Annotated in this window: 25 protein-coding genes and 1 other RNA gene; 9 read left to right on the plus strand and 17 right to left on the minus strand. The window is 32.9% G+C overall.

From position 1 onward, the window contains the following. Positions 1-50: 50 nt before the first annotated feature. The 9 genes from AB3G39_RS07875 to AB3G39_RS07915 all read right to left on the minus strand — a co-directional run bounded on the left by AB3G39_RS07875 (position 51) and on the right by AB3G39_RS07915 (position 6,257). Positions 51-929: an HlyD family secretion protein gene (locus tag AB3G39_RS07875; RefSeq protein ID WP_367770895.1), complete on the minus strand. Its 879-nt coding sequence runs from the start codon at positions 927-929 to the stop codon at positions 51-53. A 141-nt stretch (positions 930-1,070) separates the two neighbouring features. Next, positions 1,071-2,327: a TolC family protein gene (locus AB3G39_RS07880; protein WP_369764757.1), complete on the minus strand. Its 1,257-nt coding sequence runs from the start codon at positions 2,325-2,327 to the stop codon at positions 1,071-1,073. After that, positions 2,324-2,917: a TetR/AcrR family transcriptional regulator gene (locus AB3G39_RS07885; protein WP_367754050.1), complete on the minus strand. Its 594-nt coding sequence runs from the start codon at positions 2,915-2,917 to the stop codon at positions 2,324-2,326. Before AB3G39_RS07885 ends, AB3G39_RS07880 begins: the two co-directional genes overlap by 4 nt. Before the next feature lie 63 nt (positions 2,918-2,980). Further along, the gene (locus AB3G39_RS07890) at positions 2,981-3,175 is read right to left on the minus strand and encodes a DUF6132 family protein (protein ID WP_367770890.1); all 195 of its coding nucleotides are present in this window, start codon (positions 3,173-3,175) and stop codon (positions 2,981-2,983) included. Continuing rightward, on the minus strand, positions 3,172-3,477 hold the full coding sequence (gene trxA / locus AB3G39_RS07895) for a thioredoxin (RefSeq protein ID WP_367754046.1): 306 nt from the start codon (positions 3,475-3,477) through the stop codon (positions 3,172-3,174). Before trxA ends, AB3G39_RS07890 begins: the two co-directional genes overlap by 4 nt. Beyond that, entirely contained in the window at positions 3,470-3,676 is a 207-nt protein-coding gene (locus AB3G39_RS07900) for a hypothetical protein (RefSeq protein ID WP_367754044.1), read from the minus strand. Before AB3G39_RS07900 ends, trxA begins: the two co-directional genes overlap by 8 nt. Before the next feature lie 2 nt (positions 3,677-3,678). Beyond that, the gene (locus AB3G39_RS07905) at positions 3,679-4,533 is read right to left on the minus strand and encodes a methyltransferase domain-containing protein (protein WP_367770888.1); all 855 of its coding nucleotides are present in this window, start codon (positions 4,531-4,533) and stop codon (positions 3,679-3,681) included. 16 nt (positions 4,534-4,549) lie between these two features. Then, positions 4,550-4,756 (minus strand): DUF2892 domain-containing protein, encoded by a 207-nt coding sequence (locus AB3G39_RS07910; RefSeq protein ID WP_367754041.1) that lies wholly within the window; start codon positions 4,754-4,756, stop codon positions 4,550-4,552. Positions 4,757-4,844: 88 nt separating this feature from the next. Further along, on the minus strand, positions 4,845-6,257 hold the full coding sequence (locus AB3G39_RS07915) for a rhodanese-like domain-containing protein (protein ID WP_369769803.1): 1,413 nt from the start codon (positions 6,255-6,257) through the stop codon (positions 4,845-4,847). A gap of 204 nt (positions 6,258-6,461) precedes the next feature. Here AB3G39_RS07915 and AB3G39_RS07920 point away from each other — a divergent pair, with 204 nt between their 5' ends. Together AB3G39_RS07920 and cydB are read left to right on the plus strand one after the other, a co-directional pair. Beyond that, on the plus strand, positions 6,462-7,793 hold the full coding sequence (locus AB3G39_RS07920; protein WP_367770884.1) for a cytochrome ubiquinol oxidase subunit I: 1,332 nt from the start codon (positions 6,462-6,464) through the stop codon (positions 7,791-7,793). Between the two features lie 3 nt (positions 7,794-7,796). Then, entirely contained in the window at positions 7,797-8,873 is a 1,077-nt protein-coding gene (cydB, locus tag AB3G39_RS07925) for a cytochrome d ubiquinol oxidase subunit II (protein WP_367754035.1), read from the plus strand. A 74-nt stretch (positions 8,874-8,947) separates the two neighbouring features. Here cydB and AB3G39_RS07930 read toward each other — a convergent pair whose 3' ends face one another. The 3 genes from AB3G39_RS07930 to AB3G39_RS07940 form a co-directional block, all read right to left on the minus strand. Further along, positions 8,948-10,222 (minus strand): FAD/NAD(P)-binding oxidoreductase, encoded by a 1,275-nt coding sequence (locus AB3G39_RS07930; RefSeq protein WP_367754034.1) that lies wholly within the window; start codon positions 10,220-10,222, stop codon positions 8,948-8,950. A gap of 75 nt (positions 10,223-10,297) precedes the next feature. Then, positions 10,298-11,086 carry a sulfite exporter TauE/SafE family protein gene (locus tag AB3G39_RS07935; protein ID WP_367770875.1) on the minus strand — a complete coding sequence of 263 codons (789 nt, stop codon included), beginning with the start codon at positions 11,084-11,086 and terminating at the stop codon, positions 10,298-10,300. Between the two features lie 74 nt (positions 11,087-11,160). Beyond that, the gene (locus AB3G39_RS07940) at positions 11,161-11,787 is read right to left on the minus strand and encodes a Crp/Fnr family transcriptional regulator (protein WP_367754030.1); all 627 of its coding nucleotides are present in this window, start codon (positions 11,785-11,787) and stop codon (positions 11,161-11,163) included. Between the two features lie 297 nt (positions 11,788-12,084). Between AB3G39_RS07940 and AB3G39_RS07945 the strand changes: the two genes are divergently transcribed. From AB3G39_RS07945 to AB3G39_RS07960, 4 genes are all read left to right on the plus strand, one after another. Beyond that, positions 12,085-12,396 (plus strand): rhodanese-like domain-containing protein, encoded by a 312-nt coding sequence (locus tag AB3G39_RS07945; protein WP_367754028.1) that lies wholly within the window; start codon positions 12,085-12,087, stop codon positions 12,394-12,396. A 53-nt stretch (positions 12,397-12,449) separates the two neighbouring features. Further along, positions 12,450-14,030: an NADP-dependent glyceraldehyde-3-phosphate dehydrogenase gene (locus AB3G39_RS07950; protein WP_369764762.1), complete on the plus strand. Its 1,581-nt coding sequence runs from the start codon at positions 12,450-12,452 to the stop codon at positions 14,028-14,030. Between the two features lie 165 nt (positions 14,031-14,195). Beyond that, positions 14,196-16,073, plus strand: a complete 1,878-nt coding sequence (locus AB3G39_RS07955; protein ID WP_369764763.1) for a M1 family metallopeptidase — start codon at positions 14,196-14,198, stop codon at positions 16,071-16,073. Positions 16,074-16,362: 289 nt separating this feature from the next. Next, a complete protein-coding gene (locus AB3G39_RS07960) occupies positions 16,363-17,082 on the plus strand; it encodes a hypothetical protein (RefSeq protein ID WP_369764764.1) in 720 nt (239 codons plus the stop codon). A gap of 156 nt (positions 17,083-17,238) precedes the next feature. Here AB3G39_RS07960 and AB3G39_RS07965 read toward each other — a convergent pair whose 3' ends face one another. Together AB3G39_RS07965 and AB3G39_RS07970 are read right to left on the minus strand one after the other, a co-directional pair. After that, entirely contained in the window at positions 17,239-18,144 is a 906-nt protein-coding gene (locus tag AB3G39_RS07965; RefSeq protein ID WP_369764765.1) for a DUF6268 family outer membrane beta-barrel protein, read from the minus strand. Positions 18,145-18,519: 375 nt separating this feature from the next. Beyond that, positions 18,520-19,383: a DMT family transporter gene (locus AB3G39_RS07970; protein ID WP_369764766.1), complete on the minus strand. Its 864-nt coding sequence runs from the start codon at positions 19,381-19,383 to the stop codon at positions 18,520-18,522. 123 nt (positions 19,384-19,506) lie between these two features. Between AB3G39_RS07970 and AB3G39_RS07975 the strand changes: the two genes are divergently transcribed. Further along, positions 19,507-19,977 (plus strand): OsmC family protein, encoded by a 471-nt coding sequence (locus AB3G39_RS07975; protein WP_367770859.1) that lies wholly within the window; start codon positions 19,507-19,509, stop codon positions 19,975-19,977. A gap of 40 nt (positions 19,978-20,017) precedes the next feature. Here the strand turns inward: AB3G39_RS07975 and ssrA are convergent. After that, positions 20,018-20,414, minus strand: a transfer-messenger RNA (tmRNA) gene (ssrA, locus tag AB3G39_RS07980). A gap of 94 nt (positions 20,415-20,508) precedes the next feature. After that, a complete protein-coding gene (locus AB3G39_RS07985) occupies positions 20,509-21,705 on the minus strand; it encodes a serine hydrolase domain-containing protein (RefSeq protein WP_369764767.1) in 1,197 nt (398 codons plus the stop codon). Positions 21,706-21,944: 239 nt separating this feature from the next. On the opposite strand from AB3G39_RS07985, the gene AB3G39_RS07990 reads away from it, so the two are divergent. After that, positions 21,945-23,147, plus strand: a complete 1,203-nt coding sequence (locus tag AB3G39_RS07990; RefSeq protein WP_367770854.1) for an NAD(P)-dependent oxidoreductase — start codon at positions 21,945-21,947, stop codon at positions 23,145-23,147. 101 nt (positions 23,148-23,248) lie between these two features. Here the strand turns inward: AB3G39_RS07990 and fumC are convergent, their stop codons facing one another. Then, positions 23,249-24,646: a class II fumarate hydratase gene (gene fumC / locus AB3G39_RS07995; protein ID WP_369764768.1), complete on the minus strand. Its 1,398-nt coding sequence runs from the start codon at positions 24,644-24,646 to the stop codon at positions 23,249-23,251. Positions 24,647-24,899: 253 nt separating this feature from the next. Here fumC and AB3G39_RS08000 point away from each other — a divergent pair, with 253 nt between their 5' ends. Beyond that, positions 24,900-25,067: a hypothetical protein gene (locus tag AB3G39_RS08000; RefSeq protein ID WP_367754008.1), complete on the plus strand. Its 168-nt coding sequence runs from the start codon at positions 24,900-24,902 to the stop codon at positions 25,065-25,067. The last annotated feature ends 159 nt before the right edge of the window (positions 25,068-25,226 follow it).

A 25,226-nucleotide genomic window follows, 5' to 3' on the forward strand; every position in this document is an offset into this window, starting at 1 on the left:
GGTTTTAATTGGAAAATTGCTTTTACATTTTTACTACAAACTGTTAGGACTTATGGTGTGATCCACATTTCGGCAGGCATTCCTATTTTAAGACTACCATCATTGACTACAGTTACTTTTACAGCATAGACTAAGTTGACGCGTTCTTCTTTGGTTTGGATGATTTTTGGGGTAAATTCTGCCGAAGCTGATATCCAAGAAATGGTTCCGCTGTAATTTTTCATTGCTGATTCCGCATCAATTTTAACGGTCACTTTTTGACCAATTTTTATTTTTGGTAATTGGGTTTCACTTACATAAACGCGCAAAGTCATTTGGGATATATCGGCTATTTTGTATAAAGGTTTGCCAAATGACGTTATTTCATTTGGTTCCGCATATTTGGCCAGTACCGTTCCTTTTATTGGGTTGATAATTTTACTTTTAAGGATTTGGTCGTCGATTTTTTCAATTTGAACATCGATTGATTTGGCTTCATTTGTGATAGGTGCATTTTGTGTTCCTACACTTTTTATCTGCTCTTTTAAGACATTTACTTTCCCGTCAATCTCGTCTACTTGTCGTTTTGTGGCCGCATTTTCGGCATACATGTTTTCAATTCTTTTTTTCTCAATCAATGTCGTTTTTAATTGCTCTAGCAAAACTTGCTCTTGCGATAAAACATTTTTAGATTTTGAAACAATCGTATTTCTAGAGGCAATTAGTTGTTGCTTGTTCAAATACAATTGTATGGTGTCTACAAGGCCTATCTGGATGTTTGGTTCTAGGACAGCTCCTTCTTCTACATTTAGAAAGGTTAATTTTCCATTGGTTTCTGCTGAAATGGTCGTTTCGGTAGCTTCAAAGTTTCCGTATCCATCTGCTTTGTCATCACTGTTATTGCAAGAGAACAAAGAGCCGAAAATCAATAATGTTAGTATTTTTTTCATTTTAGTTTTGGATTGTGAATTGTAATTATGAATTGAATGTGCAAAGCGGATAATTCAAAATTTATAATTCATCATTTATAATTATATTTTAACCCTTTTATAACTTGATAATTTGCATTGAAGTGAAAAGTCATTTTCAAGTTATAATCCTTTTATAACTTGGTAATTTGCCTTGGCTAAAGCCAATTGAATTTGATGGAGTTTTTCATTTGTTTTGGCTTCAAATAAATTGGTTAGTTCGACTACATATTCGGATGCTGTGATGACTCCGTTTTTTAGTTGAGCATCTGATGATTTGACTACATATTCCCTCAGCTCAATTATCTCCCCATCGGTAGTAATGACTTCCTCTATTTTCTTGATTTCGTTTACCATTTCCTGCAATTGCAAATTGGTGTTGAGTTCAAAAGTTTCTTTTTCGGTCGTGACAATGGCTTCGGAGATAGATAATGCTTGCTGCTCTGTTTTGGTTTTATTCCAATCAAAAACATTCCAATTGGCTTTTACTCCCAAAACATAGAAAGGTTGAAATGAATTGTCAAGCATGTTAAGTCCTGGATTTCCATAACCAGCTTGTCCAAAAGCATTTACTTTGGGTAAATTGTTTTTTAAAAGTATATTTTTCGAAAGGTTGATTTGTTCGTTTTGTAAATCAAATAGTTTTAATTCAGGTCGATTATTTTGGGTGTCGAAAGTGCTAACTAAATTTGGTTTTAGCAAAGTCACTTTTTCATCTATAGTTGAATAAGTGAGTGTCGATAGGCTTTCGAGTGCTTTACTTTTGTCAAAGCGAATTTCAACAAGTTGCTGTTTAATCTTTAGTTTCTCTGCTTCTAACACTTTTTCGGATGCAGGAAGGATAGCACCAAACTTTACTCCTACTTTTATCTCCTTAATTTTCGAGTCTAATTGTTCGTTTTTGGATAGCAATAAGGCAGCACGTTCTTGCAATAATAAGGTAGAGAAATACAATTGATTGATTCTAGTTTTCAATTGGTATAAATTTACTTCAACTTGTTGTTGTTGGGTTTTGGTTTGTGCTTCTTTAATTTTGGTGTTGGCATCGATCAAACCTCCATTATACAATAATTGATTGATGTCTAGGGTCGCTTTGTATTGGTCTTTGTTGGGAGGATTTACAGTAACGTTTGGTAATTTAATGGGTAATTGTGTTACTGCAGATTGATAAGTAGCTTGTGCATTCAAATCCATTTTTGGAAGTTTTCCTGTATTGAGCACTTGAGTATCTAAATTGGATTTTTGTTGCAACAACTCATTTTGTTTGGCTAATGGGTAGTTTTTATTGGCCAAAGTGTAACAGTCTTCTAGTGACAACGTTTGTTGTGCAACAGAAAATAGAGGTATTGCAAATAGTAGGACTAGCAAGAGTTTTCTCATTTTTTTATAGAATTTATTATTTGTTCTGCTATACTGGTTTTTCTTTTTTCCATCATTTCATTGAATTCCTGATCAGTGATATGTAATATTCCTTTTACCATCATTTGTGCTGCAAATGGGAAAACCGTCATAGCGAATATGTCTAATACTAGTTGTTGGGGATCAACTGGTTTAATGATTCCATCGGCTATTTCTTTTTTGATTTGGGATATCAGGAGCGTAGGGTTTGGTGTATTTTTATTTTTAAGAAATGTTTTTACAAATTCAGGGTTGTTATTCATTTCCTGAATAATAAATGGAGGCAAAAAAGGGTTGAGTAGTACAAATGAAATATAACTGTGTGTGAACTGCGTGATTTTTTCAAAAACGGTTTCCTCGGAATTAAAAATAGCATTGATTTGTGGAGCCAATTGACTAAATGCATTCATGAATACAGCTTCAAAAAGCAGCTGCTTGTTTTTAAAACAATAATGTAGCATGGCTTTATTAATACCGGCTTCGTCTGCAATTTCTTGCATACGAGAACCAGCAAATCCCTTTTTTTGGAATACGATTCGGGCTGCATTAAATATTTTTTCTTCGGTGGTCATTTCGTTTTAACTTTTTGGTTTAACCACTTGGTTAACAAAGGTAGAAAAAAAAAGTAATCGCAATTACTTTTTTTCATTTTTAATAAACATATTAAATATTAATCCTCCCATCAAACTGCCATATAAAGTGGAATTGAGAGGTTTGGAGGTGATAGCGCAAGTCCCTGATGCGCAACCTATAAAAAAATAATATAAATAACCAGCTATGGCACCAATACCTATTCCTATCACAGTGAGAATGATTGCTTTTTTTGTCATTGATTGCTTTTTTCTAAAATGATTTTAATAATATCATTTTTTTGTAAAACACCTGATTGTCTCCATAATTGTTTTCCGTTTTGGAACAATATCATAGTAGGTACGCCACGTACTTGATATTGTGAGGCTACTTGCTGGTTTTTATCGACATCAATTTTAATAATTGAAATACGATCTCCTAAGTCGTCTTTTACCTCTTTTAGAATAGGACCTAGCATTTTGCAAGGCCCACACCAAGTGGCAAAAAAATCAATTAAAATTGGTTTTTCGGAATTTATAATTTTGTCAAAACTACTATTCATTTTTACTTTTTTTTAAGGGTGAAACTTCACATCCATTTAGACTACAACCTGTATTAAATGCAGCTTGAAATAAGAAAAAGAGAGCAATAAATCCAAATAAAATTTCGTGGTATTGAATTGCTTGCTGTACAAAGAAAAGACCAATTACGAGACGAATCCAGCGCATGGCATGCCAATTTGTATAGAGTAATTGTTTCATTTTTAAATTTTTATAATGCTGTATTTTTCATCATAAGAGACAATTTCTTGCAACTGAGAAACAGGTATTTCATTTTTACTTACGATCAAAACTTCAGCAAAATTAGTGCTCATACTTACGTTTTCGACTCCGTTTAAATCTTTGAATTGTGTTGTTACGGTATTCATGCAGCCACTGCACGTTATTCCTTTGAATTCATAGAGATTTACTTTTACTTTATTGTTTTTCTTGAATTCGATAAACAATTCTGAATTGGCTCTGGGAGCAATCGAATTTGGAGCAACGTCCATTTTTAAAAAGTCAAACGCATTTTTAAAAAGTAATTCGTATTCCTCTTTACTTCCACCAAAAGGAGGACTTACCTCAAATGTTCTATTGAATAATAATCCAGCTATGATGCCATTATGGGCCAAAAGCTGGTGCATTTTCCAAACGTATTTTTGGCGCATCGTTGGTGGTAAAGCACAAAAAAAGGTTTGTTCTAAAATTAAATCGTACGTTCCTTTATGTTCAAAAAAGTCACCTTGAATGATTTTTATATTTGAATTGTTTTCAAATTTTTGTTTTAACTCCTGTACTAATGTTGGTGCTATATCAATGACAGTAATATTGGTAAAACCGGCTTGCAATAGGTATTCTGCTTCATATGTGTTCCCGCAACCAGGAATTAATATACTACTATTTTTATTTTCTAAAGTGTCAACATACTCCTTAATTGGAGGAGACACTTGTCCTAAATCCCAACCCGTAGTTTTGGCTTTGTATTGTGCATCCCAATAGTCTTGATCTAGTGGTCTATCACAAGATACTACACAACAAGAATCGGTACTTTTGGATGTGTTTTTTATTGTATTCAAAATTGATTGGTTTTATTTATTGCTTATTTTCTCTTGTATTAATTCCAAACGGGGTATATAAGGGACAAAAGCTAACAAAGCTGGTAATTAAAAAGATAACGGCAAATGCGCCTAAAACTAATGCTAGTGTACCGCTAATTACATTGGTGAAATATAAAATTGCAATTACAGCCGCTATAATTCCTCTAATTATTTTATCGATTTGACCCATATTTTTTTTCATGATATCCTATATTAATTAGTTAAAAAATGCATTCGTTATCTATAAAATTACAATATAAATATTTGATAATCAATATAATTGAAATAAATTATAAGGTTTTACTTTGACAAACAAAATTTGTTTTTGGTGTATTTGTTTTTGCAATCGCATTAAATCCGCCTTCAATTTCACAGAAATTTCTAAACCCTCTTGCTTGTAAAATGGAAGCTGCAATCATAGAACGGTATCCACCAGCACAATGAAGGAAAAAAGGTTCTTTAGGATCAATATCTTTCACCCAATCATTGATGTTTACTAATGGCTTGCTATAGGATTCGTCAACATGTTCCGCAGCATACTCGCTGTCTTTTCGAATATCAATTACCTTGCTTTCGCCAATTTTTACTTTTTTGGCAAATTCATCTGCTGTGATTCTATTGACAGTATCAATTTCTTTTCCTGCTTTTGCCCAAGCTTCAAAACCACCATCTAAATGACCAATTAAATTATCAAAACCAACACGGCTTAAACGAGTCACTGATTCTTCTTCTTGTCCAATTTCGGTAACTAGAATTATAGGTTGTTTTACATCAGCAATTAGCGCGCCTACCCAAGGTGCAAAATCACCTTCGATGCCAATGTTTATAGATTGCGGAATAAATCCTTTTGCAAAAACGCCATTTTTTCTAGTATCTAGAATTAGGGCACCAGTATCTTCGGCAACAGCCTCAAAATCGATAACTTTGATGGCTCTCATACCATTGTTTAAAACGGTTTCAAAGCTTTCATATCCTTGTTTATTCATGGCTACATTCATCCCAAAATAGGCTGGAGGAGGCAGCAAACCGTCAGTCACTTCTTTGATGAATTCTGCTTCGGTCATATTTGCTCGTAAAGCGTAATTGGTTTCTTTTTGGTTACCAATCGTACCTACCGTTTCCTTACTCATGTTTTTCCCGCAAGCACTACCTGCACCATGTGCTGGATAAACAATAACATCATCAGGTAAAGTCATCACTTTGTCTCTCAAGGAATGATATAATGTTGCAGCCAATTGTTCTTGCGTCATATGAGCCGCTTTTTGGGCTAAATCTGGTCGTCCCACATCACCAATAAATAAGGTGTCACCAGAGAAAATAGCGTGTTCTTTTCCGTTTTCATCTAGCAATAAATAAGTTGTACTTTCCATGGTATGTCCAGGAGTGTGTAATGCTTTTATTTTGACAGCTCCCAATTCGAAAATTTGCCCATCAGTAGCTATAATTGCTTTAAATTCAGGTTTTGCTGTAGGTCCGTAAACAATAGGTGCTTCTGTTTTTTTACTTAAATCAACATGTCCTGAAACAAAATCAGCGTGAAAATGGGTTTCAAAAATATATTTCAATTTTACATTATCTCGTTCTAGGCGATCCAAATAAGGTTGTACCTCACGAAGAGGGTCAATTATAGCGGCTTCTCCATTTGAAGTTATATAATAAGCACCTTGTGCTAAACATCCTGTATATATTTGTTCTATTTGCATGATATATTTTTTTTAATCTATTACAAAGATAATTCTTGTATTTGTATTTAAACGTGACTAATGTTACATAAAGTAATTTAAAATTAGAAATAAATAATTTTACCATAAAACGTAACAAATAGCGGATGAGAAAGTAATATTATGTTGGGCTGCTACGGTTTTAATTGGTTAAATTTGCGAGTATTTTACAACATAAACATCAGTATGGAAGAAATGCTTTTTTACGATCGAATGCAATTTGCATTTACGATTACCTTTCACTATCTCTTTCCCCAATTAACGATGGGACTTTCCTTAATCATTGTTTATTTTAAATGGAAATTTCTACGAACGAATGAGGAACATTACAATAAAGCCACTCATTTTTGGATGAAAATATTTGCTCTTAATTTTGCTATGGGAGTCGTTACAGGGATTCCAATGGAATTTCAATTTGGTACAAACTGGGCTAAATTCTCTGAATTGACAGGGGGGATTATTGGACAAACATTGGCAATGGAGGGAATGTTTTCCTTCTTTTTAGAATCATCATTTTTAGGGATGTTTCTTTTTGGCGAAAAAATATTAGGACACAAATGGCATTTTGTCACTGGATTGCTTATTTGTTTAGGATCATGGGCCAGTGGCTTTTTAATAATTGCTACCCATTCTTGGATGCAAAATCCAGTGGGTTACGAGATCTTGGCTAATGGTAAATTTGTACTTAATAATTTTGGTGCTTTATTTACAAACCCTTGGATTTGGCCTTCTTATTTGCACAATCAAGCGGCTTCCATGGTTACAAGTTCTTTTGTAGTTTCTAGTATTGGCGCTTTTTATATTTTAAGTAAAAGGAGTGAATTTTACGGAAAATTATTTTTGAAAACAGGAATTATTTTTGGGTTGATTTCTAGTATAGTAGTTGCTGTTCCTACAGGGGATTTATTAGCAAAAAATGTAGTGAAATACCAGCCTGTAACTTTTGCTGCAATGGAAGGGATTTTTCATACAGAGAAAAAAGGAGCTGAGATTGTTTTAATTGGGCAGCCTGATGTAAAAGATAAAAAATTAGATAACAAGATTGCAGTACCTAATGTTTTAAGCTTTTTGACTTACGGTAGTTGGAATACAGAGGTAAAAGGATTGGATCAGTTTGATGAAAAAACACATCCTACTAATATTTCTGGACTTTATTATGCCTATCATATTATGGTAGGTTTGGGTACCGTTTTTATAGGTTTAATGGCAGCTGCAGTTTTTCAATTATTTAGAAAAAAACTTTTTGTAACCCACTGGATTTTATGGTCGTTGCTTTTTATGTTGCCCTTCCCTTATATTGCTAACACAACGGGATGGTACACAGCTGAATTAGGAAGACAGCCTTGGTTAGTATATAATTTATTACGCACAACAGCAGGAGCATCGCCTACGGTTTCTTCAGGAAATACGTTGTTTACCCTACTTGGCTTCGTAGGTTTATATTTACTTTTGGGTTTACTATTCTTATTATTAGTGGGGAAAATTATTAAAAACGGTCCAGAAACAAAAAAAATATAAGCTATGGAATTCTTTTGGTATGTGGTTTTAATGGGAATATTGGCGGTGTATATTGTCTTGGACGGTTATGATTTTGGGGCTGGAATTATTCATTTGTTTTTTGCAAAAACAGAAAAAGACAAAAAAGCCATTACCAATGCGATTGGTCCGTTTTGGGATGCAAATGAGGTTTGGTTAATTGCAGCTGGAGGCGTTTTGTTTTTTGCTTTTCCTACGCTTTATGCGTCCTCTTTTAGTGGTTTTTATTTGCCATTGATGATGATTTTATGGTTGCTTATTTTTAGAGCAATTGGTTTAGAATTGCGTGGGCAAATTCATCATCCTATGTGGGAGGTAGTTTGGGATAAAGCCTTTGGTATTGCTAGTTTGTTATTGGCATTATTTTTTGGTGTAGCATTGGGTAATATAGTACGTGGGGTGAATTTAGGAATGGTAGAAAATGGTGTGTCTACGCAGGAAGCTCATTTTTTCTTTTTGCCATTATGGAATCCTACTTTTAGTCCAAAAGCAGATCAACTGGGAATTATAGATTGGTTTACTTTGTTTCTAGGCGTGGTAAGTGTAGTTGCTTTGATGATACATGGAGCCAATTGGATTATTTACAAAACCAATTCCGATTTGAATCCAAAGTTAAAACAACTGGTATTCAAGCTTAATTTTGTTCTACTAGTTTTGGTGATTGTTTCACTACTTATTTGGCATAATATAGAGCAAAAACCATTTCATAACTTCATAGACAATCCAGTACTTTGGGTATTTCCTACTCTTACTTTTATTGGAATTTTTGGTTTGTTTAAGGTAAGATCATTTGAAAAGGAGGGACTTGGATTTCTTTTTTCATCGCTGTTTCTTGTAGGCGGATTTACGTCTACGACTGCTTCCATTTTTCCAAATGTTTTGCCCTCTACAAATAATTTAAATCCATCATTAACCATCTACAATGTGGCTGCAGATGATTACGGATTATCAGTGGGAGTGTATTGGTTTGTTGTAGCCCTGATATTAGTGATTGCTTATTTCGTTATCCAATATAAAGTGTTCAGCGGTAAAATGGATGATATTGGCTATGGAGAGCATTAATAAAATGGAATGTTTTAAATATAAAAACGCCCTTGTAAAATGAATTACAAGGGCATTTTTCTTTATGAATAGAATTAAGCGGTTCCTTTTAGAATTTTATTCCAATAGAGCCAAGGCAATATTTTTGTTTTAAGTTTCCACATCGTCCAGCGTGGTACTGCTTGGTCAAATGGGAAAGTCATTTTAGGTTTATTGTCATAATCAAATTCGGCAAGCATCAATTTTCCATATTGTGTAGGAATTGGGCAAGCACTATATCCATCATATTTGGCAACTAATGTAGTATTGTTTAATAGTGATAATACATTGGCAACAACCACCGGCGCTTGTTTTCGAATAGCAGCACCTGTTTTACTACAAGGCGCATTTGTACAATCACCTAGGGCAAAAACATTGGGAAATCGAGAATGTTGAAGGGTGTATTTATCTACTTCTACAAATCCCAACGGATTTTTCGCATCGGCAAGAGGACTTTTTTTAATAAAATCAGGAGCCGATTGTGGTGGTACAGCATGACAAAAATCAAATTTTAGTGTGATTTTTTTAGTTTCGGCACTTGCATCAAATGGTATAATAGAATAACAAGAAGCGTCCAAAGTAGAGAGATTTTGCTTGATGGTATCATCAGTTGCTTTTGTTTCAAATTCTACCGTTTTAGTTTCTCCATTAACCGCAGTAACATTGGCTCCAAAATGAGTTTGAATTTTATATTTTTTTAGCGTTTTTACTAATGTTTTTGCATACTCAGGTACGCCAAAAATACTTGCGCCACCAGAAATATAATGAACATCACATTTATCTAAAATACCTTTCTTATACCAATAATCGCAGGCTAAATACATGATTTTATGCGGGGCTCCACCACACTTTATTGGAGTTGAAGGATTCGTAAATACCGCAGTTCCTCCTTTGAAATTTTCGATAAATTTCCAAGTTTTAGGAGCAAATTCAAATGAATAATTACTGCTTATGCTGTTCTTGCCCAAAGTTTCTTTTAGGCCTTTTATTTTATTCCAGTCCAATTGAATTCCGGGGCTAACAATTAGAAAATCATAACTTATTTCTTTACCGCTTTTACAAATTACTTTATTTTCAGTTGGTAAAAATTCAGTTACAGCATCTATGATCCAGGTACTGTTTTTTGGAATATAATCTTTTTCTTGACGCACCGTTTTTTCAACATCATATATTCCTGCACCTACAAGTGTCCAAGCAGGTTGATAATAATGTTTTTCAGAAGGTTCTATAATTCCGATATTTGAGTCGCTTTTTTTACGAATTAATTGGGCTGCAACTGAGAGTCCTGCATTACCACCGCCGATTATTAGTATTTGAAAATGTTCTTTCATGATTGAATAGTATTATGGTTTGAACAATATTACAGTGATACATTTTGATACACAGTGACTTATGTTACATAAGTGTTATTTGAATAAAATTTCTTTGGTAATTATATAAATTCCCATTACTAATACAAACCATCCAAAAGCAGGTTTTAATTTAGCCCCATCAATTTTTTTAGATAATTGTGTTCCAATAAAAAGCCCAATAATGGCCATTATGGAAATAATAAAAAGTAATTTATATTCAAGTTCAACTCCTCCTAATAAATCACCACCAAAACCAATTAGAGAATTGATAAATATGATAAAAAGCGAAGTTCCTACGGCCTGTTTCATGGGTAGGTTAGCAAAGAATAATAAAGCTGGAATAATTAAAAAACCTCCTCCAGCACCTAAAAATCCAATAATTAATCCAACAAAGAATCCAATTATTGCTAGCATTTTAAAGTTGATTTCAACTACTTCTTTTAACTTTTTAGCTTTTTTTATCATTGAAATAGATGTTGCAATCATAAGAAAAGCAAACACCACCATGATTAATAAATTCTTTGTAACATCAAAATTATCAATTGAAAATAGGGTGTCAGGAATTAAGGGAAGAATAATTTTCCTAACAATAAGTAATGAAAGAATAGAAGGTATTGCAAATACTAAAGCGGATTTGATTTTTAAATTTCCTAATTTATAATGACTGTAAGAACCAAACATTGATGTAATACCTACAATAAATAAGGAATAACTAGTTGCTTGTTCAGGATGTACCTTAAAAAGATATACTAAAATAGGCACAGCAAGTATAGATCCACCACCACCTATTAATCCTAAAGAAAGGCCAATTATTATTGAAGCTAAATATCCAATTATTTCCATCTATGAATTTTTATTGCAAAGGTGGTTTGTATTTTTATTGTGAACAGTAACATTTATCACATTGAGTGATTTTTTTAGGTTAAAAGTTCAATATGATTACGATGTAATTTTACCAATCCTCTTTGCTCCATTTTTTTGAGCAAACGTGAAATAACTTCTCTTGAAGTATTAAGTTCAGTTCCAATTTCTTGATGTGATAATTTTAAATCTTTACAGCCACATGCATCAGCATGTCTTTTTAAATAAAACTCTAAACGTTCATCCATCGCTCTAAAAGCAATACTGTCAACTACTTCTAATACTTCTTCAAATCTTGTGCGATAGGTAAAAATAACAAACTCATACCAGCTACGGTGTTCCATCATCCATTTCTCCATTAGTGCAAGCGGTATCATAATCAGTTCAACATCTTCAATCGCTTTAGCCATGATCTGGCTGGTTTGACTTTTGGTGGCACATATCATAGATACAGCGCAAGCTTGGCCAGGTTGCAAATAATACATGAAAAATTCCCCGCCATTTTCTCCCTCACGATAAATCTTAATTTGTCCTTTAGTTAGTAAAATAGTATTATTAATATATTGTCCTGTTCGCATGATGACGTCTCCTGCCTTATAGGACTGATGTATGGCATTCTTCTCAATTTCTTGAATTAATTCATTAGAAAAAGAAGGAAAAGTGTTTTTTAAAGAATCGTGCATTTTGTAGTTGTTTTATGAATCGGCTTGAATTGACTATTGTAAAAGTACATTAAAAAATGAACATGAATAGAGAAGGCTTTTAGAGGATTGTTTTTTTTGTTTTTTAAAATTTGCTGTTGCAGTTTTTTCAATTTACCCATAGATTTACTAGGCTTTTTTTTGAAAATAAATAGTAATTTACGTAAATGTCTGATTATTAAATAGTCGCGAAAACGTTTTCTATGAATTATTATTTAATTCACATTTTGTTAGTTTTTAGTTAGCAAAAAACATTGTATTTTTACAAAAAAGAGCAACATGAATTTAACACAACAAGATTGGATTTCTCAACTTGAAGGGGATGAAAATGCAGTGATACTAGACGTAAGAACTGAGGATGAATGTAATGATGGTATAATAGAAAATGCCATAAATATTGACATCCATCAAGGTCAAGCTTTTATTAATGACATTGAAGCATTAGATAAAAGTAAAAACTATTATGTTTATTGTCGTTCTGGAGCAAGAAGTGCAAAAGCCTGCGAGATTATGAATGAATTAGGTATTGAAAATGCCTATAATTTAACAGGAGGAATATTGGCATGGAACGGAGATATCGTTTCGCCATAATTTTAGAGAGGCTTTGGCCTCTTTTTTAATTATTACTAATAAAAACCAAAAAAATGAATTTTATACCAGAAGAATTTCAGATTAAAGAGCTTCTTAATCAAGATACATATCTAGTAAATGGAGAATTGAAAAATTGGGAAGGTCAAACTTCTCCAGTATTTTCAACTATTTCATCCACTGAAGAATATGCGCCAACTATATTAGGGTCAATTCCATTTATGGGAGAAAAAGAAGGATTGGAAGCTGTTGATGCTGCCGATGCCGCCTACAATAACGGTCAAGGATTATGGCCTACAATGAAAGTTTCAGATCGAATTAAATGTATGACTCGTTTTGTAACTCAAATGGAAACTACCCGTGAAGCGGTTGTGAAATATTTGATGTGGGAAATAGGAAAAACGCTTGGTGACTCTCAAAAAGAGTTTGATAGAACTGTAGAGTACATTTATGATACTATAGAAGACTATAAACAATTAGATAGGAATAGTGCTCGTTTTACTAAAAGTCAAGGAGTAAATGCCATGGTACGCCGTGGACCACTTGGAGTAGTTTTGTGTCTTGGGCCTTATAATTATCCTTTAAACGAAACTTTTTCATTGCTTATCCCTGCTTTAATTATGGGAAATACAGTAGTATTTAAACCTGCAAAACATGGAGTTCTATTAATTTCTCCTTTGTTGGAAGCATTTAGAAATAGCTTTCCAGCTGGTGTAATTAATATTGTTTATGGTAGAGGTCGTGAAGTGGCTTCTCCAATTATGAAATCGGGAAAAGTGGCTGTGTTGGCTTTGATAGGGAATAGTAAATCGGCCATTGCTTTACAGGATCAACATCCTAATAAGAACAGACTACGTTTAATCTTAGGCTTGGAAGCCAAAAATCCAGCGATCATTTTACCAGATGCCGATTTAGATTTGGCAATCCAAGAATGCATTGCGGGATCATTGTCATTTAATGGACAACGTTGTACAGCTTTGAAAATTTTATATGTTCATGAAGCTATTGCTGATGAATTTAATAAACGTTTTTCTGCTAAAGTGGATGCAATTCCATTTGGTAACCCATGGGAAAAAGGGGTTTCATTAACTCCATTACCAGAAAAAGAAAAGCCAGCATACATTCAGGAATTAATTGATGATGCAACTAGTAAAGGAGCAAAAGTGATTAACGCAAAAGGGGGAGAACATGCTCCAAATTATATTTTTCCTGCTGTTCTGTTTCCAATAAATAAGGACATGCGTGTGTATCACGAAGAACAATTTGGCCCAGTAGTGCCTATTTTAACCTTCAAAGACATTCAAGAACCATTAAACGATATGGCAGAGTCTAATTATGGACAACAAGTAAGTTTGTTTGGGAAAGACATTAAAACACTAGCTCCACTAATCGATACTTTAGTCAATTTAGTGTGTCGTGTCAATTTAAACAGTTCTTGTCAAAGAGGACCGGATATTTACCCTTTTACAGGACGAAAAGACTCGGCTGTAGGAACATTGAGTATTCATGATGCTTTACGTTCTTTCTCGATTAGAACCTTTGTTGCTTCAAAAGACAATGAGTATAACAACGAAATATTACAAGCGTTATTAAATAGTGATCAATCTAATTTTATCACTACCGATTATATTTTATAAATCATTCAGTGCCCATTATAGCCGCCTAATTTTTATGATTAGGCGGTTTTTTTATGGTATAAATTCTCCTAAATAAATTCTTTTTTATTTTCAATTATTTTGTGTTACAATCTTGAAGGTATTGCTACTAATGGTACATTAGTATTTATTTTTAAAAAATTATTTATGAAAGAAAAATCAATTTTATTACTACTGTTTACAATTGCATTTTTTGCACAAAATAGTTCAGCTCAGGAGCTCTACACTCCGCGAAATATAAAAGAAGCTTATGCTAAGGGAACTCGTTCCAAAATCGGAAAACCAGGAGATAATTACTGGCAAAACCGCGGAAAATATACTATGGAAATTAGTGTAGATCCTACTTCTAAAATGGTTCATGGTACAGAAAGTATAGTTTATGAAAACAACAGTAAGGATACTTTGAAAACCCTAGTGATTCGTTTTGTGAATAACTTGCATAAGCCTACTGCTCCTAGAGGAGGTGAGGTAAGTCCTGACTTTTTATCAGCGGGATTAACTATCACTTCTTTTAAAATAGATGGCGAAGTCTACAATGAAAACGCAAAAAATTGGGGTACAGTTGGGAACGTTAAACTTAAAAAAGGATTAGCACCAAATAGTAAAGCTACGTTAGATATTGATTGGAATTATCCTTTGTCTAAAGAAAGTGGGCGTGAAGGTCAAATTGATGAAACTACATTTTATGTAGCTTATAGTTATCCTAGAGTATCTGTTTATGATGATTACAATGGTTGGGATAGATTACCACATACAGACGGTCAAGAATTTTATAATGACTTTAATGACTACAGTTTTTCGATCAAAGCGCCCAAAAACTACGTTGTTTATGCTACAGGCGATCTATTAAATCCTGAAGAGGTGTTACAACCTAAATTTTCATCCCGTTTAAAAGAATCGTATACTTCGGATGCAGTTATTCATATTGCAAACGAACAGGAAATGAAAGAAGGAAAAGTTACTTTACAAAATGATTGGAATACTTGGAAGTTTGAAGCCAATGCTATTTCGGATGTGTGTTTTGGTTTAAGTAATCATTATCTATGGGATGCGGGAAGTGTAATTGTAGATAATAAGACCAAACGTCGTGTGAGCACACAAGCAGCTTATGATGTGAAAGGAACCGATTTTATAAACTCAGTAAAAAACACCAATTATGCTTTGGGATGGTTTTCTAATAACTGGCCTGGGGTACCTTATCCGTTTTCAAAAATGACTGCTTTTCAAGGATTTGCTGATATGGAATATCCAATGATGGTCAATGATTCTCAAACTGGAGATCCTGTTTTTGCACAATTAGTACAAGATCACGAAATAGCGCATACTTATTTTCCTTTTTATATGGGAATTAATGAAACTCGTTATGCTTTCATGGATGAAGGTTGGGCTACAACATTAGAATATTTGATAGGAATTTCAGAACATGGCAAAGAAGCGGCTGATAAATTTTATAAACAGTTTAGGGTCAATCGCTACATAAATGATAAATCAGCCGAAGAAGATCAACCTATAATTTCTATGTCATCACAGCTATCAGGAGCAGGTTATGGAAATAATTCATACGGAAAGGCATCACTTTCTTACCTAGCTTTGAAAGATTTATTAGGTGATGAATTATTTAAAAAAGTGCTACATGCTTATATGGAAGATTGGCATGGGAAACATCCTATTCCATGGGATTATTTCAACTCAGTGAATACGAACTCAGGTAAAGATCTAAATTGGTTTTTTAATAACTGGTTTTTTACTAATAATTATATTGATCTTGCTATTGCAAATGTGAATACCACAAAACAGTCAGTTGAAATAAAAAATGAAGGTGGATTTGCAATTCCGTTTGATGTAGTAATTAGTTATACTGATGGAACCAAAGAAACGATACATGAGACGCCAGCTATTTGGGAAGCAAATCAAAAAATGACAACGATTAACCTAAAAGGCTCAAAGAAAATAAAGGCAATAACAATTGATGGGGGACTTTTTATGGATGCTACACCTTCAGATAATTGTTGGGCCTCTAAATAATTTAAATTCATTAGAATATAATTGTTCCTTATATTTTAAAAAAGGGAATAAGAGTAAACAAAGAAACCGATTCGTTTTAAAAAGCGAACCGGTTTCTTAGTTTAAATGTATGGAGAAGTTTTTTTGAAAATAGTAATCTATACGCTTTATATGTGACAATTACCTATCAAAATTTTAGTTGGGTACGTTTTTTACTACACAGTTTTTTGAATTTATTAAAAATATAAATGTCTGATTATCAGTATTTTTCATTATATTTATATAATAAACAACTAAAATATATAGTACTATGGAACACATTAAAAAGTTTTTGAAACCCGTTTTATTATTAGTTTTGATGGTTACAGTTTTCTCTTGTAAAAACAATAAAACGGAAAAAGTAGAGGAGCCCAAAAAAATGGAAGAACCTGTTACACCGGCAATTCCAGTATTCACCCCTTTTGATGTAATTGTAATAAAGCACAAAGTAGCCAATTATGATAAGTGGTTATTAGCCTATAATGCTCATGACTCCATCAGACAAAGTTATGGAATAACCCATTTTGTGATAGGAAGAGGTATGGATAATGAAAATATGGTTATTGTCATTGATAAAATGAATGACATAAAAAAAGCAAAGGAATTTAGTACACTGCCAAGTCTTAAGGATGCGATGAAAAAAGCGGGTGTAATGGGTGTTCCTACATTTTCTTTTTACAATGTAATACGGAATGATGATTCAAAAATAAACATCAAGGATCGACTAATGGTCACCCATAAAGTGAAAGATTTTGATGCATGGCTCAAAGTGTATGATGCCGAAGGGACAGCAAAAAGAATGGAAGAAGGGCTTATAGATAGAGGAATGGCTCGTAGTGTTGATGATCCTAATATGGTAACCTTAGTTTTTGCAATTTCTGATTTGAAAAAAGCTAAGGCAGCAATAACTTCTGAGTCTAAGAAAAAAATCATGATGGAAGCGGGAGTAGTAGGAGCTCCAGAAATATTTTACTATAAATTAGTTGAATAATTAATGGCGAAAATTTTCAAGAATCCGTCTTGTTTATTTTAATGAGACGGTTTTTTTATGTTTTTAAAATATTAAGAACAGATAATTACAATTATTAATTTTTGAAATAGATCAATATTAAAAGTATATTTTGGTTAAAAAAAGGGTTTAAAAAGATTATTTAGACACAATATAAAAACGGTAAATTGCTTCAACCTTAAAAAAAAGACTACTTGATAAATTTGAGTTTATTTGAGTTCTATTATCTCCAAATCGCACGGAAGAAATTCCTAAATCCATTTTTTGATCTGTTGGATAAACTTCATAATTATTGGTTGATAATCCTAGTTTAAGACGTAATAATAAATTTTTATTTAACGAGTTGTTTTGGAAATAAGATGAAAATTCTAAAGAGTTGTTTTGTGCATAATTTGGATTTAGTTTCTCTTTCGAAAGTCTAAAACTTTCAGAATTACCAAAATAATCAATTCCTAATTTTGTGTTTTTAGCAATGTTATAATTCACATCAAAATCACCAGGGAAAGATACGTTTAATTCAAAAAGGGAATTAGGACTTTTATAATAGATTCCAATTAAAGGGGAAAAATACAATCCAAATGCTTCTTTACTACTATATAAACCAAAACGATAATTAAGAGTATTACTTTTCTTATATTTAAATACCACTGCACCTCCAAGATAAAAATCATTTTTATCTATGTTAGTATAATCTGAGGCTAATTTTGGAAGAAATACATAAGTAGTACTCCAATGTTCAGAATATTTTACTTTCATTCCTAATTTTAATCGGGTAGTATATAAATGATTATATTCTGTATTTGGAAATAGTTGTAAGGATTGTTTATTAAAGTCGGCTCCTGTAATAACTGCATATTTATCGTTTAGAACTAAAGGAAATAATGTACTAGCTCTAAAGGTTGAAATAGTTGTGTTTTCGGAACTATTTTCAAAAGAAGTGTTTCCAGATTCTCCATAATTGACATTTATCAAATCGACATATTCTTGAGAATTACTTAAGAGAGGAAGTATTAAAAATAACAGGGTTAGTAATTTTATTTTCATTCTCTAAATATAGTATTTTTTTTATTTTTATTTTATAACTCCTTTATTTTAAATTAATTGAGTAATTTAGAGTAAAATAGGAATAGCTTTGAAAGGTTAGAATTTATTATAGTAATAACTCAAAAGGGTAACAGTATCAAAAAGAAAATTAAAATAGTAAATAAAAACCTCCACGAAAGATTACATCGTGAGCCTTATTATACTCATCCTAAACTGAAGTTTATTCCTAATATTGTTATTAATCTTTTTAGTTTTATCCTGGCATTTGCGGTTGTGGCAAGTTTATTATTTTTACTGTTGCGTTACTTGATCAATAAATTTTATCACTTAACTTGATGTAAACTTGAGATCCATATAATGGAACTATTTATAATTTCAATCAATTTTAGGAGTTGTTTTTTTTGAAGTAATTGTTGATCCAACGGAAGCTATTACAACAAAAATTACGGCCAAAACTTCATTAAAAGTGAGGTGCTCTTGTAAAAATATAAGTGCACAAATAGAGGCTGCTGCAGGTTCTAGACTCATTAATATACTAAATGTTCTGGCAGGAAGTTGACCAAGAGCTTTCATCTCCAATGTAAAAGGAATTGCACTTGACAAAAGAGCTAATGCTATCCCTAAATAAAGGAAAGTAGGAGTGAGACTATTTAAGCCGTTTCCTAAAATTCCAAAAGGAACTATTAATATCGAAGCAAATAGCATTCCTGTGGCTACAGCTTCTCCACCTTTCATTATTTTCGAAATTTTTCCACCCAAAACGATATAAGCTGCCCAAAGAGCACCAGCCAATAGCGCAAAGAGTACACCTAAAAGATCAATTCCATTATCAGACCAAGGTGCTATTAAAACAATTCCTGCGGCAGCAAGTAGAACCCATAAATAATCTAATAATCGCTTTGAACCCATTACTGCGACTACTAAAGGGCCAATAAACTCTAGTGTTACTGCAAGTCCAATTGGGATTCTCTCAATAGCGAGATAAAAGATTAAATTCATGGCACCCAATGACAAACCATATGGAATTACAATTTTCCATTGATTGGGAGTGATTTTGAATAAATTGGGTCTGTAAACAGCAAAAAGAATGATTGCTGATATACCAATTCTTAACGAAGCAGTGCCTGCGGCACCGATAGAAGGGAAAAGAGTTTTTGCTATTGCAGCACCAGACTGAACACTTATTATAGCGAAAAGAACAGCTGGAATTGGAGGAATATTGAGTAATTTATTTTTCACTTTTTGATTGTAGATTTAGGTGCGTAAAACTACAAAATTTATGCATCAAATGATTTTGTAATTGTATACTAAATGTGGTTAAACTGTTAGGCAGTTTTAATTACTTTTGAAATAAAAAAAAGAATGGGATTTAAACATTTATTTAAAGCAAAAGTAACATGGTCTTCGATTTTAAATCGGGAAATTTCGATAGTCAAGACGTACAGTAAAAGTCATACTATCGCAATTGAAGGTAAGCCTATTTTAAGTGTTTCAGCTGCCAAAGCTTTTAAAGGAGATCCAACTTTGTATAATCCCGAAGACTTGTTATTAAGTAGTATAATTTCGTGCCATATGATGTCGTATTTGTACGTTTGTGGGAAAGAAGGAATAGAAGTTATTTCCTATACAGATGCTGCTGAGGCAACACTTGAAGTTACTGAAGACGGTAGTGGTCGTTTTATTGAAGTTCGTCTTTATCCTAAAGTTGCTATTAGGCAACCAGAAAAGATTGCGGAAGCATTAACTTTACATAAAAAAGCCAACGAATTATGTTTCATTGCGAACTCTTGTAACTTTCCTATTGTCCATTTTCCTAGTTGTGAAATAGAATAAATAAAAAAAAACCTTGTAAATAATTGATTTACAAGGTTTTTTGTGGAGTCGCCGAGAATCGAACTCGGGTCCAAACAAGCAACTAAGAAGCTTTCTACACGCTTATTTCCTGATTGAATTTTCGATTATGTGATTGGCCAGAAACAGCCGCACATAACTTATCTTCTTTAGTTCGAAATCCACCCGAAGCTTATGGAAATCTAGGTTTAAATTTACGATTCACCTTGATCGACCGCTATAAACCAAAGCTTTCGAGGTAAATCCTGCTTTCCTATCTTATAGGAACTAGGCTAATCTTACTATGATTCAGATTATGCAGCAAGAGCGTAGTTTCCTTCGCCGTGTAAGTGTTTTGAAACCTTTTATTAACGAGAATTGTCCCAGTTCTCGACGTGCTTACTTGTCAATTCGACTTGCTGTCAAAACCAGTCGACCCCTTTTTATTTTACCATCGCTGATAATTTTGAGTTTGCAAATGTATTCTTTTCTAGTTGAAATTACATTTTAAACACTCTTTTTATTCTACAAATATCATTCCTCTTTTCCATCATCATCCAGTTTGAATGGATAATCTCCAAAAAGTGCAGCTAAATTCCGAACCTTATAGGTACTTCGATTGAATTTATTTGACAAAGCAATAATTGTAACCTTTTCTTCTGGTAAAGTAATATAAGCAGAAGTATTACCATGCCACCAGCCATTATGAAAATAGAAATTTTGTCCTGTAGGCCAATTGATCATTCGCATACCTAAGCCATAATTTTTTGTTCCTTTATGTTCGTTACTATATCCTATAAAGGCTTGTTTTAGTAATTTTGGATCTAAAAAACTGGCAGAATTACGACCATCATCAAATTTTAATAAATCTCTAGGAGTAGAGTAGATGTTTTTATCACCATATATCGCATCTAAATAATCCATATTAATCAATGAAAAATTCCCTCTGTAAGAAGGTGTAGCCGTCAATTTGTCTTTTTCATAATCAAAAACATAAGTGTCTTTCATCCCTAATGGTTTGAAAACAATTTCTTGCATGGCATCTTTGTAAGGCTTACCTGTTATTTTTTCAATTATTAATGCCAACATGGCATAATTAGTATTGCAATAGCTAAAACGAGTATTGGTTTTAAATTCTAAATCAATCCCTTTTGTTGCCATGATAGTCAAGATATCTTGATTGCTTAGAATTTTATGTCGGTCCCAAATTCCTTTTTTTTCTGTAAAATAGGCGTAATTACGCATCCCAGTTCTATGGTTTAATAGCGTTTTTATAGTAACATCTGGATAAGGAAACTCTTTTAGGATGGTAGTTACTTTTTGGTCTAATGTTATTTTTCCGGCACTTACTAATTTTAATACTGCTGTTGCTGTTATTACTTTACTAACAGAAGCGATATGCAAGGGCGTTGTGCTAGTCATTTCTGACTTGGTTTTGTGATTTGAAATACCTTCATATCGTTCAAATATAATTTGACCATTTTTCGCCACAAGAAAACCCCCATTTAAACTATTATGAGGCCAGTTTTTGTTGTAAAAATGAAGGATAGAATTCTTTTTAGACTCAAAATACTTTTCACTAAGTTTTGGCCCAGAATTGATTACAAGACTTGCTTTCTCTTTTGTGTTTGCTGTTGAATTTGATTCCGATTTATTCTTTTCTTTACAGCCACTCAAAACCAATAAGAGCATGAGTATTTGTAGTATATTTGCTTTTTTTATAAAAATCATTACTGTGGTGCTAGAAAGGCAAATATATGGAATCAATCCCTTTAGTCCCTTTTTTTAGCAAACGTTAACAGTATTTTATTAAAGTTTTTAGAACTGTTTTTCTATTGTTTTGGACCTCAGCTTTTAAAATTTTTTAGGATTTAATTTTTTTTATAAAACCCAACTTAATGTTGTTTAAATTGTTATATTTGTAACAATAACATTGATTAAAGTTATAATAATACATGTAAAACTAAGATATGAAATTCGGAATTTTAAAAGAAAGAAAAAGCCCACCTGATCGAAGAGTCGTTTTTTCTCCTAGTGAGTTAGTTCAATTAAAGCAACTTTATCCAGATGCAATTGTAAAAGTAGAAAGTTCAGATATTAGAATTTTTTCTGATGAAGAATATAAAAAATTAGGAATTGAAGTTACTGATGATATAAGCGATTGTGATGTATTATTTGGAGTTAAAGAAGTTCCTGTTGAAAATCTAATCCCTAATAAATCCTATTTCTTTTTTTCACATACGATAAAGAAGCAGCCTTACAATAAAAAATTATTACAAACAGTTCTAGAAAAAAGTATTGATTTATATGATCATGAAACAATAGTAGATGCCGAAAATCGCAGATTGATTGGTTTTGGTAGATATGCTGGAATAGTTGGTGCTTATAATACGATTCGTGCTTTTGGAATCAAATTTGAATTATTTAAATTACCAAAAGCGGAGACACTTTCAGGTAAAGAGGAGTTAATTAGACAATTGAAACGGATTATTTTCCCACCCATTAAATTTGTTGTTACCGGAAGCGGTAAAGTAGGAGGGGGAATAAAAGAAGTGCTGGATGCTATAAAAATCACGGAGGTTTCGGTTGAAAATTTCTTATCTAAAAAGTATGCACAAGCTGTTTATACTCAGATTGATGTATTAGATTATAATAAACGTATTGACGGACAAGTACTAAATTGTAAAGATTTTTACGATAATCCTAAAGAATATATAGGAGATTTTGAGCGATTCACTAAAGTATCTGAAATTTTAATTACTGGTCATTTTCATGGGAATGATGCACCAGATATTCTGACAAAAGAAATGCTTCAAGCAAAGGACTGTAAGATAAAAGTAATTGGTGATGTTTCCTGTGATATCAATGGACCTATAGCATCTACTCTTAGAGCTTCAACTATAGCAGAGCCTTTATATGGTTATTTACCATCGGAGCATAAAGAAGTGGATGTTTTTCACCCTGCTGCTATTGTAGTTATGGCCGTTGATAATTTGCCTTGCGAATTGCCAAAAGATGCCAGTGAAGGTTTTGGAACTATGTTTATGGAACATGTTATTCCTGCCTTTTTTGATAGCGATAAAGAGGGTATTCTTGAAAGAGCCAAAATGACCGAAAAAGGAAAACTGACTCCAAGATTTAGTTATTTACAAGATTATGTTGATGGGAAGTAGTTAGTATTGAATGTTGTCCTTATTGCATATATGTTAATAAACAAAAACCCTGAAATGTTTTATCATTTCAGGGTTTTTGATTTATAAATCAAAATTTATAATTATTTTAAGCTTCCTACCATATCTTCTGGTTTTACCCATGCATCAAAATCTTCGGCAGTAACATACCCTAAACGTACTGACTCTTCTTTTAAAGTAGTTCCGTTTTTATGAGCTGTTTGAGCAATTTCAGCTGCTTTGTAATATCCAATTTTTGTATTCAAAGCCGTAACAAGCATTAATGAATTGTCAACTAATTCTTTAATACGTTTGTAGTTAGGTTCAATACCTTGAGCACAGTGTTCGTCAAATGAGGTACATGCATCTCCTAATAAACGTGCTGATTGCAAGAAGTTTGCCGCCATTACTGGTTTGAATACATTTAATTCATAATGACCTTGCATTCCACCAACAGTGATTGCCACATCATTACCCATTACCTGAGCACATACCATTGTTAACGCTTCACATTGTGTTGGGTTTACTTTTCCTGGCATGATGGAAGAACCAGGTTCGTTTTCTGGGATGATTAACTCACCAATTCCCGAACGAGGTCCAGAAGCTAACATACGAATATCATTAGCAATTTTATTTAATGAAACAGCCAGTTGTTTTAAAGCACCATGTGATTCAACAATAGCGTCATGAGCTGCTAGAGCTTCAAATTTATTTTCGGCAGTTACGAATGGATGACCTGTAAATTCAGCAATATATTCGGCTACTTTTATATCGTATCCTGCAGGTGTGTTTAGTCCAGTTCCTACAGCAGTTCCTCCTAAAGCAACTTCAGATAAATGTGCTAAAGTATTTTTAACTGCTTTTAAACCATAGTTTAATTGTGCTACATATCCTGAAAGTTCTTGACCTACTGTAAGTGGAGTGGCATCCATAAGGTGTGTACGACCTATTTTTACCACATTTTTGAATTCAGTTGCTTTAGCATGTAATGTGTCTCTTAATTTTTCAACTCCAGGAATTGTAACTTCTACAACCGCTTTGTAAGCTGCAATATGCATTCCTGTAGGGAAAGTATCATTAGATGATTGTGATTTGTTTACATCATCATTAGCTTTAATAAACTGCTCTCCTTCACCAATTGCAAATCCTTTTAAAACTTGAGCACGATTAGCTACAACTTCATTAACGTTCATGTTACTTTGTGTACCAGAACCTGTTTGCCAAATTACTAATGGAAATTGATCATCTAATTTCCCAGCAAGAATTTCATCACAAACAGCTGCAATCGCATCTCTTTTTTCAGCAGGAAGGACTCCTAGGTCGCAGTTAGCATAAGCTGCTGCTTTCTTTAGGTAGGCAAAACCTTCTACTATTTCTTTTGGCATGGAAGCAGATGGTCCTATTTTAAAATTGTTTCTAGAACGTTCTGTTTGTGCACCCCAATATTTATCAGCTGGAACTTGCACTTCACCCATGGTGTCTTTTTCTATTCTGAATTTCATTTTATTATTTATTTGTGTTATGTTGAAAATTGATTTAGTTGCACTGCATTCTGTTTTCTAGCCCCGATAGTAGTGAAAATCCTTATATGCCATTGTTTGGCATGTAAGATTGTAACGAATAGCGGGAATAGCTCCTAAAATTGAGCTCAAAAATACGTATAAATACTAATTTATGAAAATTGATTTGTTTTTTTATTGCTAAGAAAAAATAATAAACATACATTTGTACTTACATTCAAAAATTCCGGAAAACATGTTTGAATTTTCACAGTATTTAGGCTTTTTACTTTTTTTATCAATCCTTACATTAGGATTTTGGTTAATGTTTTTTTTAGTTGGTTTCGTATCCTATTGGGTAGGTGGAGCAACTTGGGAAGCATATAAAGAGAAAAGAAAAGCAAAGAAAGAGCAATCAGTTTAGTTTGATTGACACATAAAAAAAGGACCCGTTTTTGCGAGTCCTTTTTTTTATGCCTAAAATTGTGTTTTTAGATTGTAGCTTTATGGATTATTTTATAAATAGGGACAATGTTGTATTGTTATAATAAAAAAAAAAGGACCCATTTTCATGAGTCCTTAA

This window comes from Flavobacterium sp. WC2416, from assembly GCF_041200095.1.
Classification (GTDB): domain Bacteria; phylum Bacteroidota; class Bacteroidia; order Flavobacteriales; family Flavobacteriaceae; genus Flavobacterium.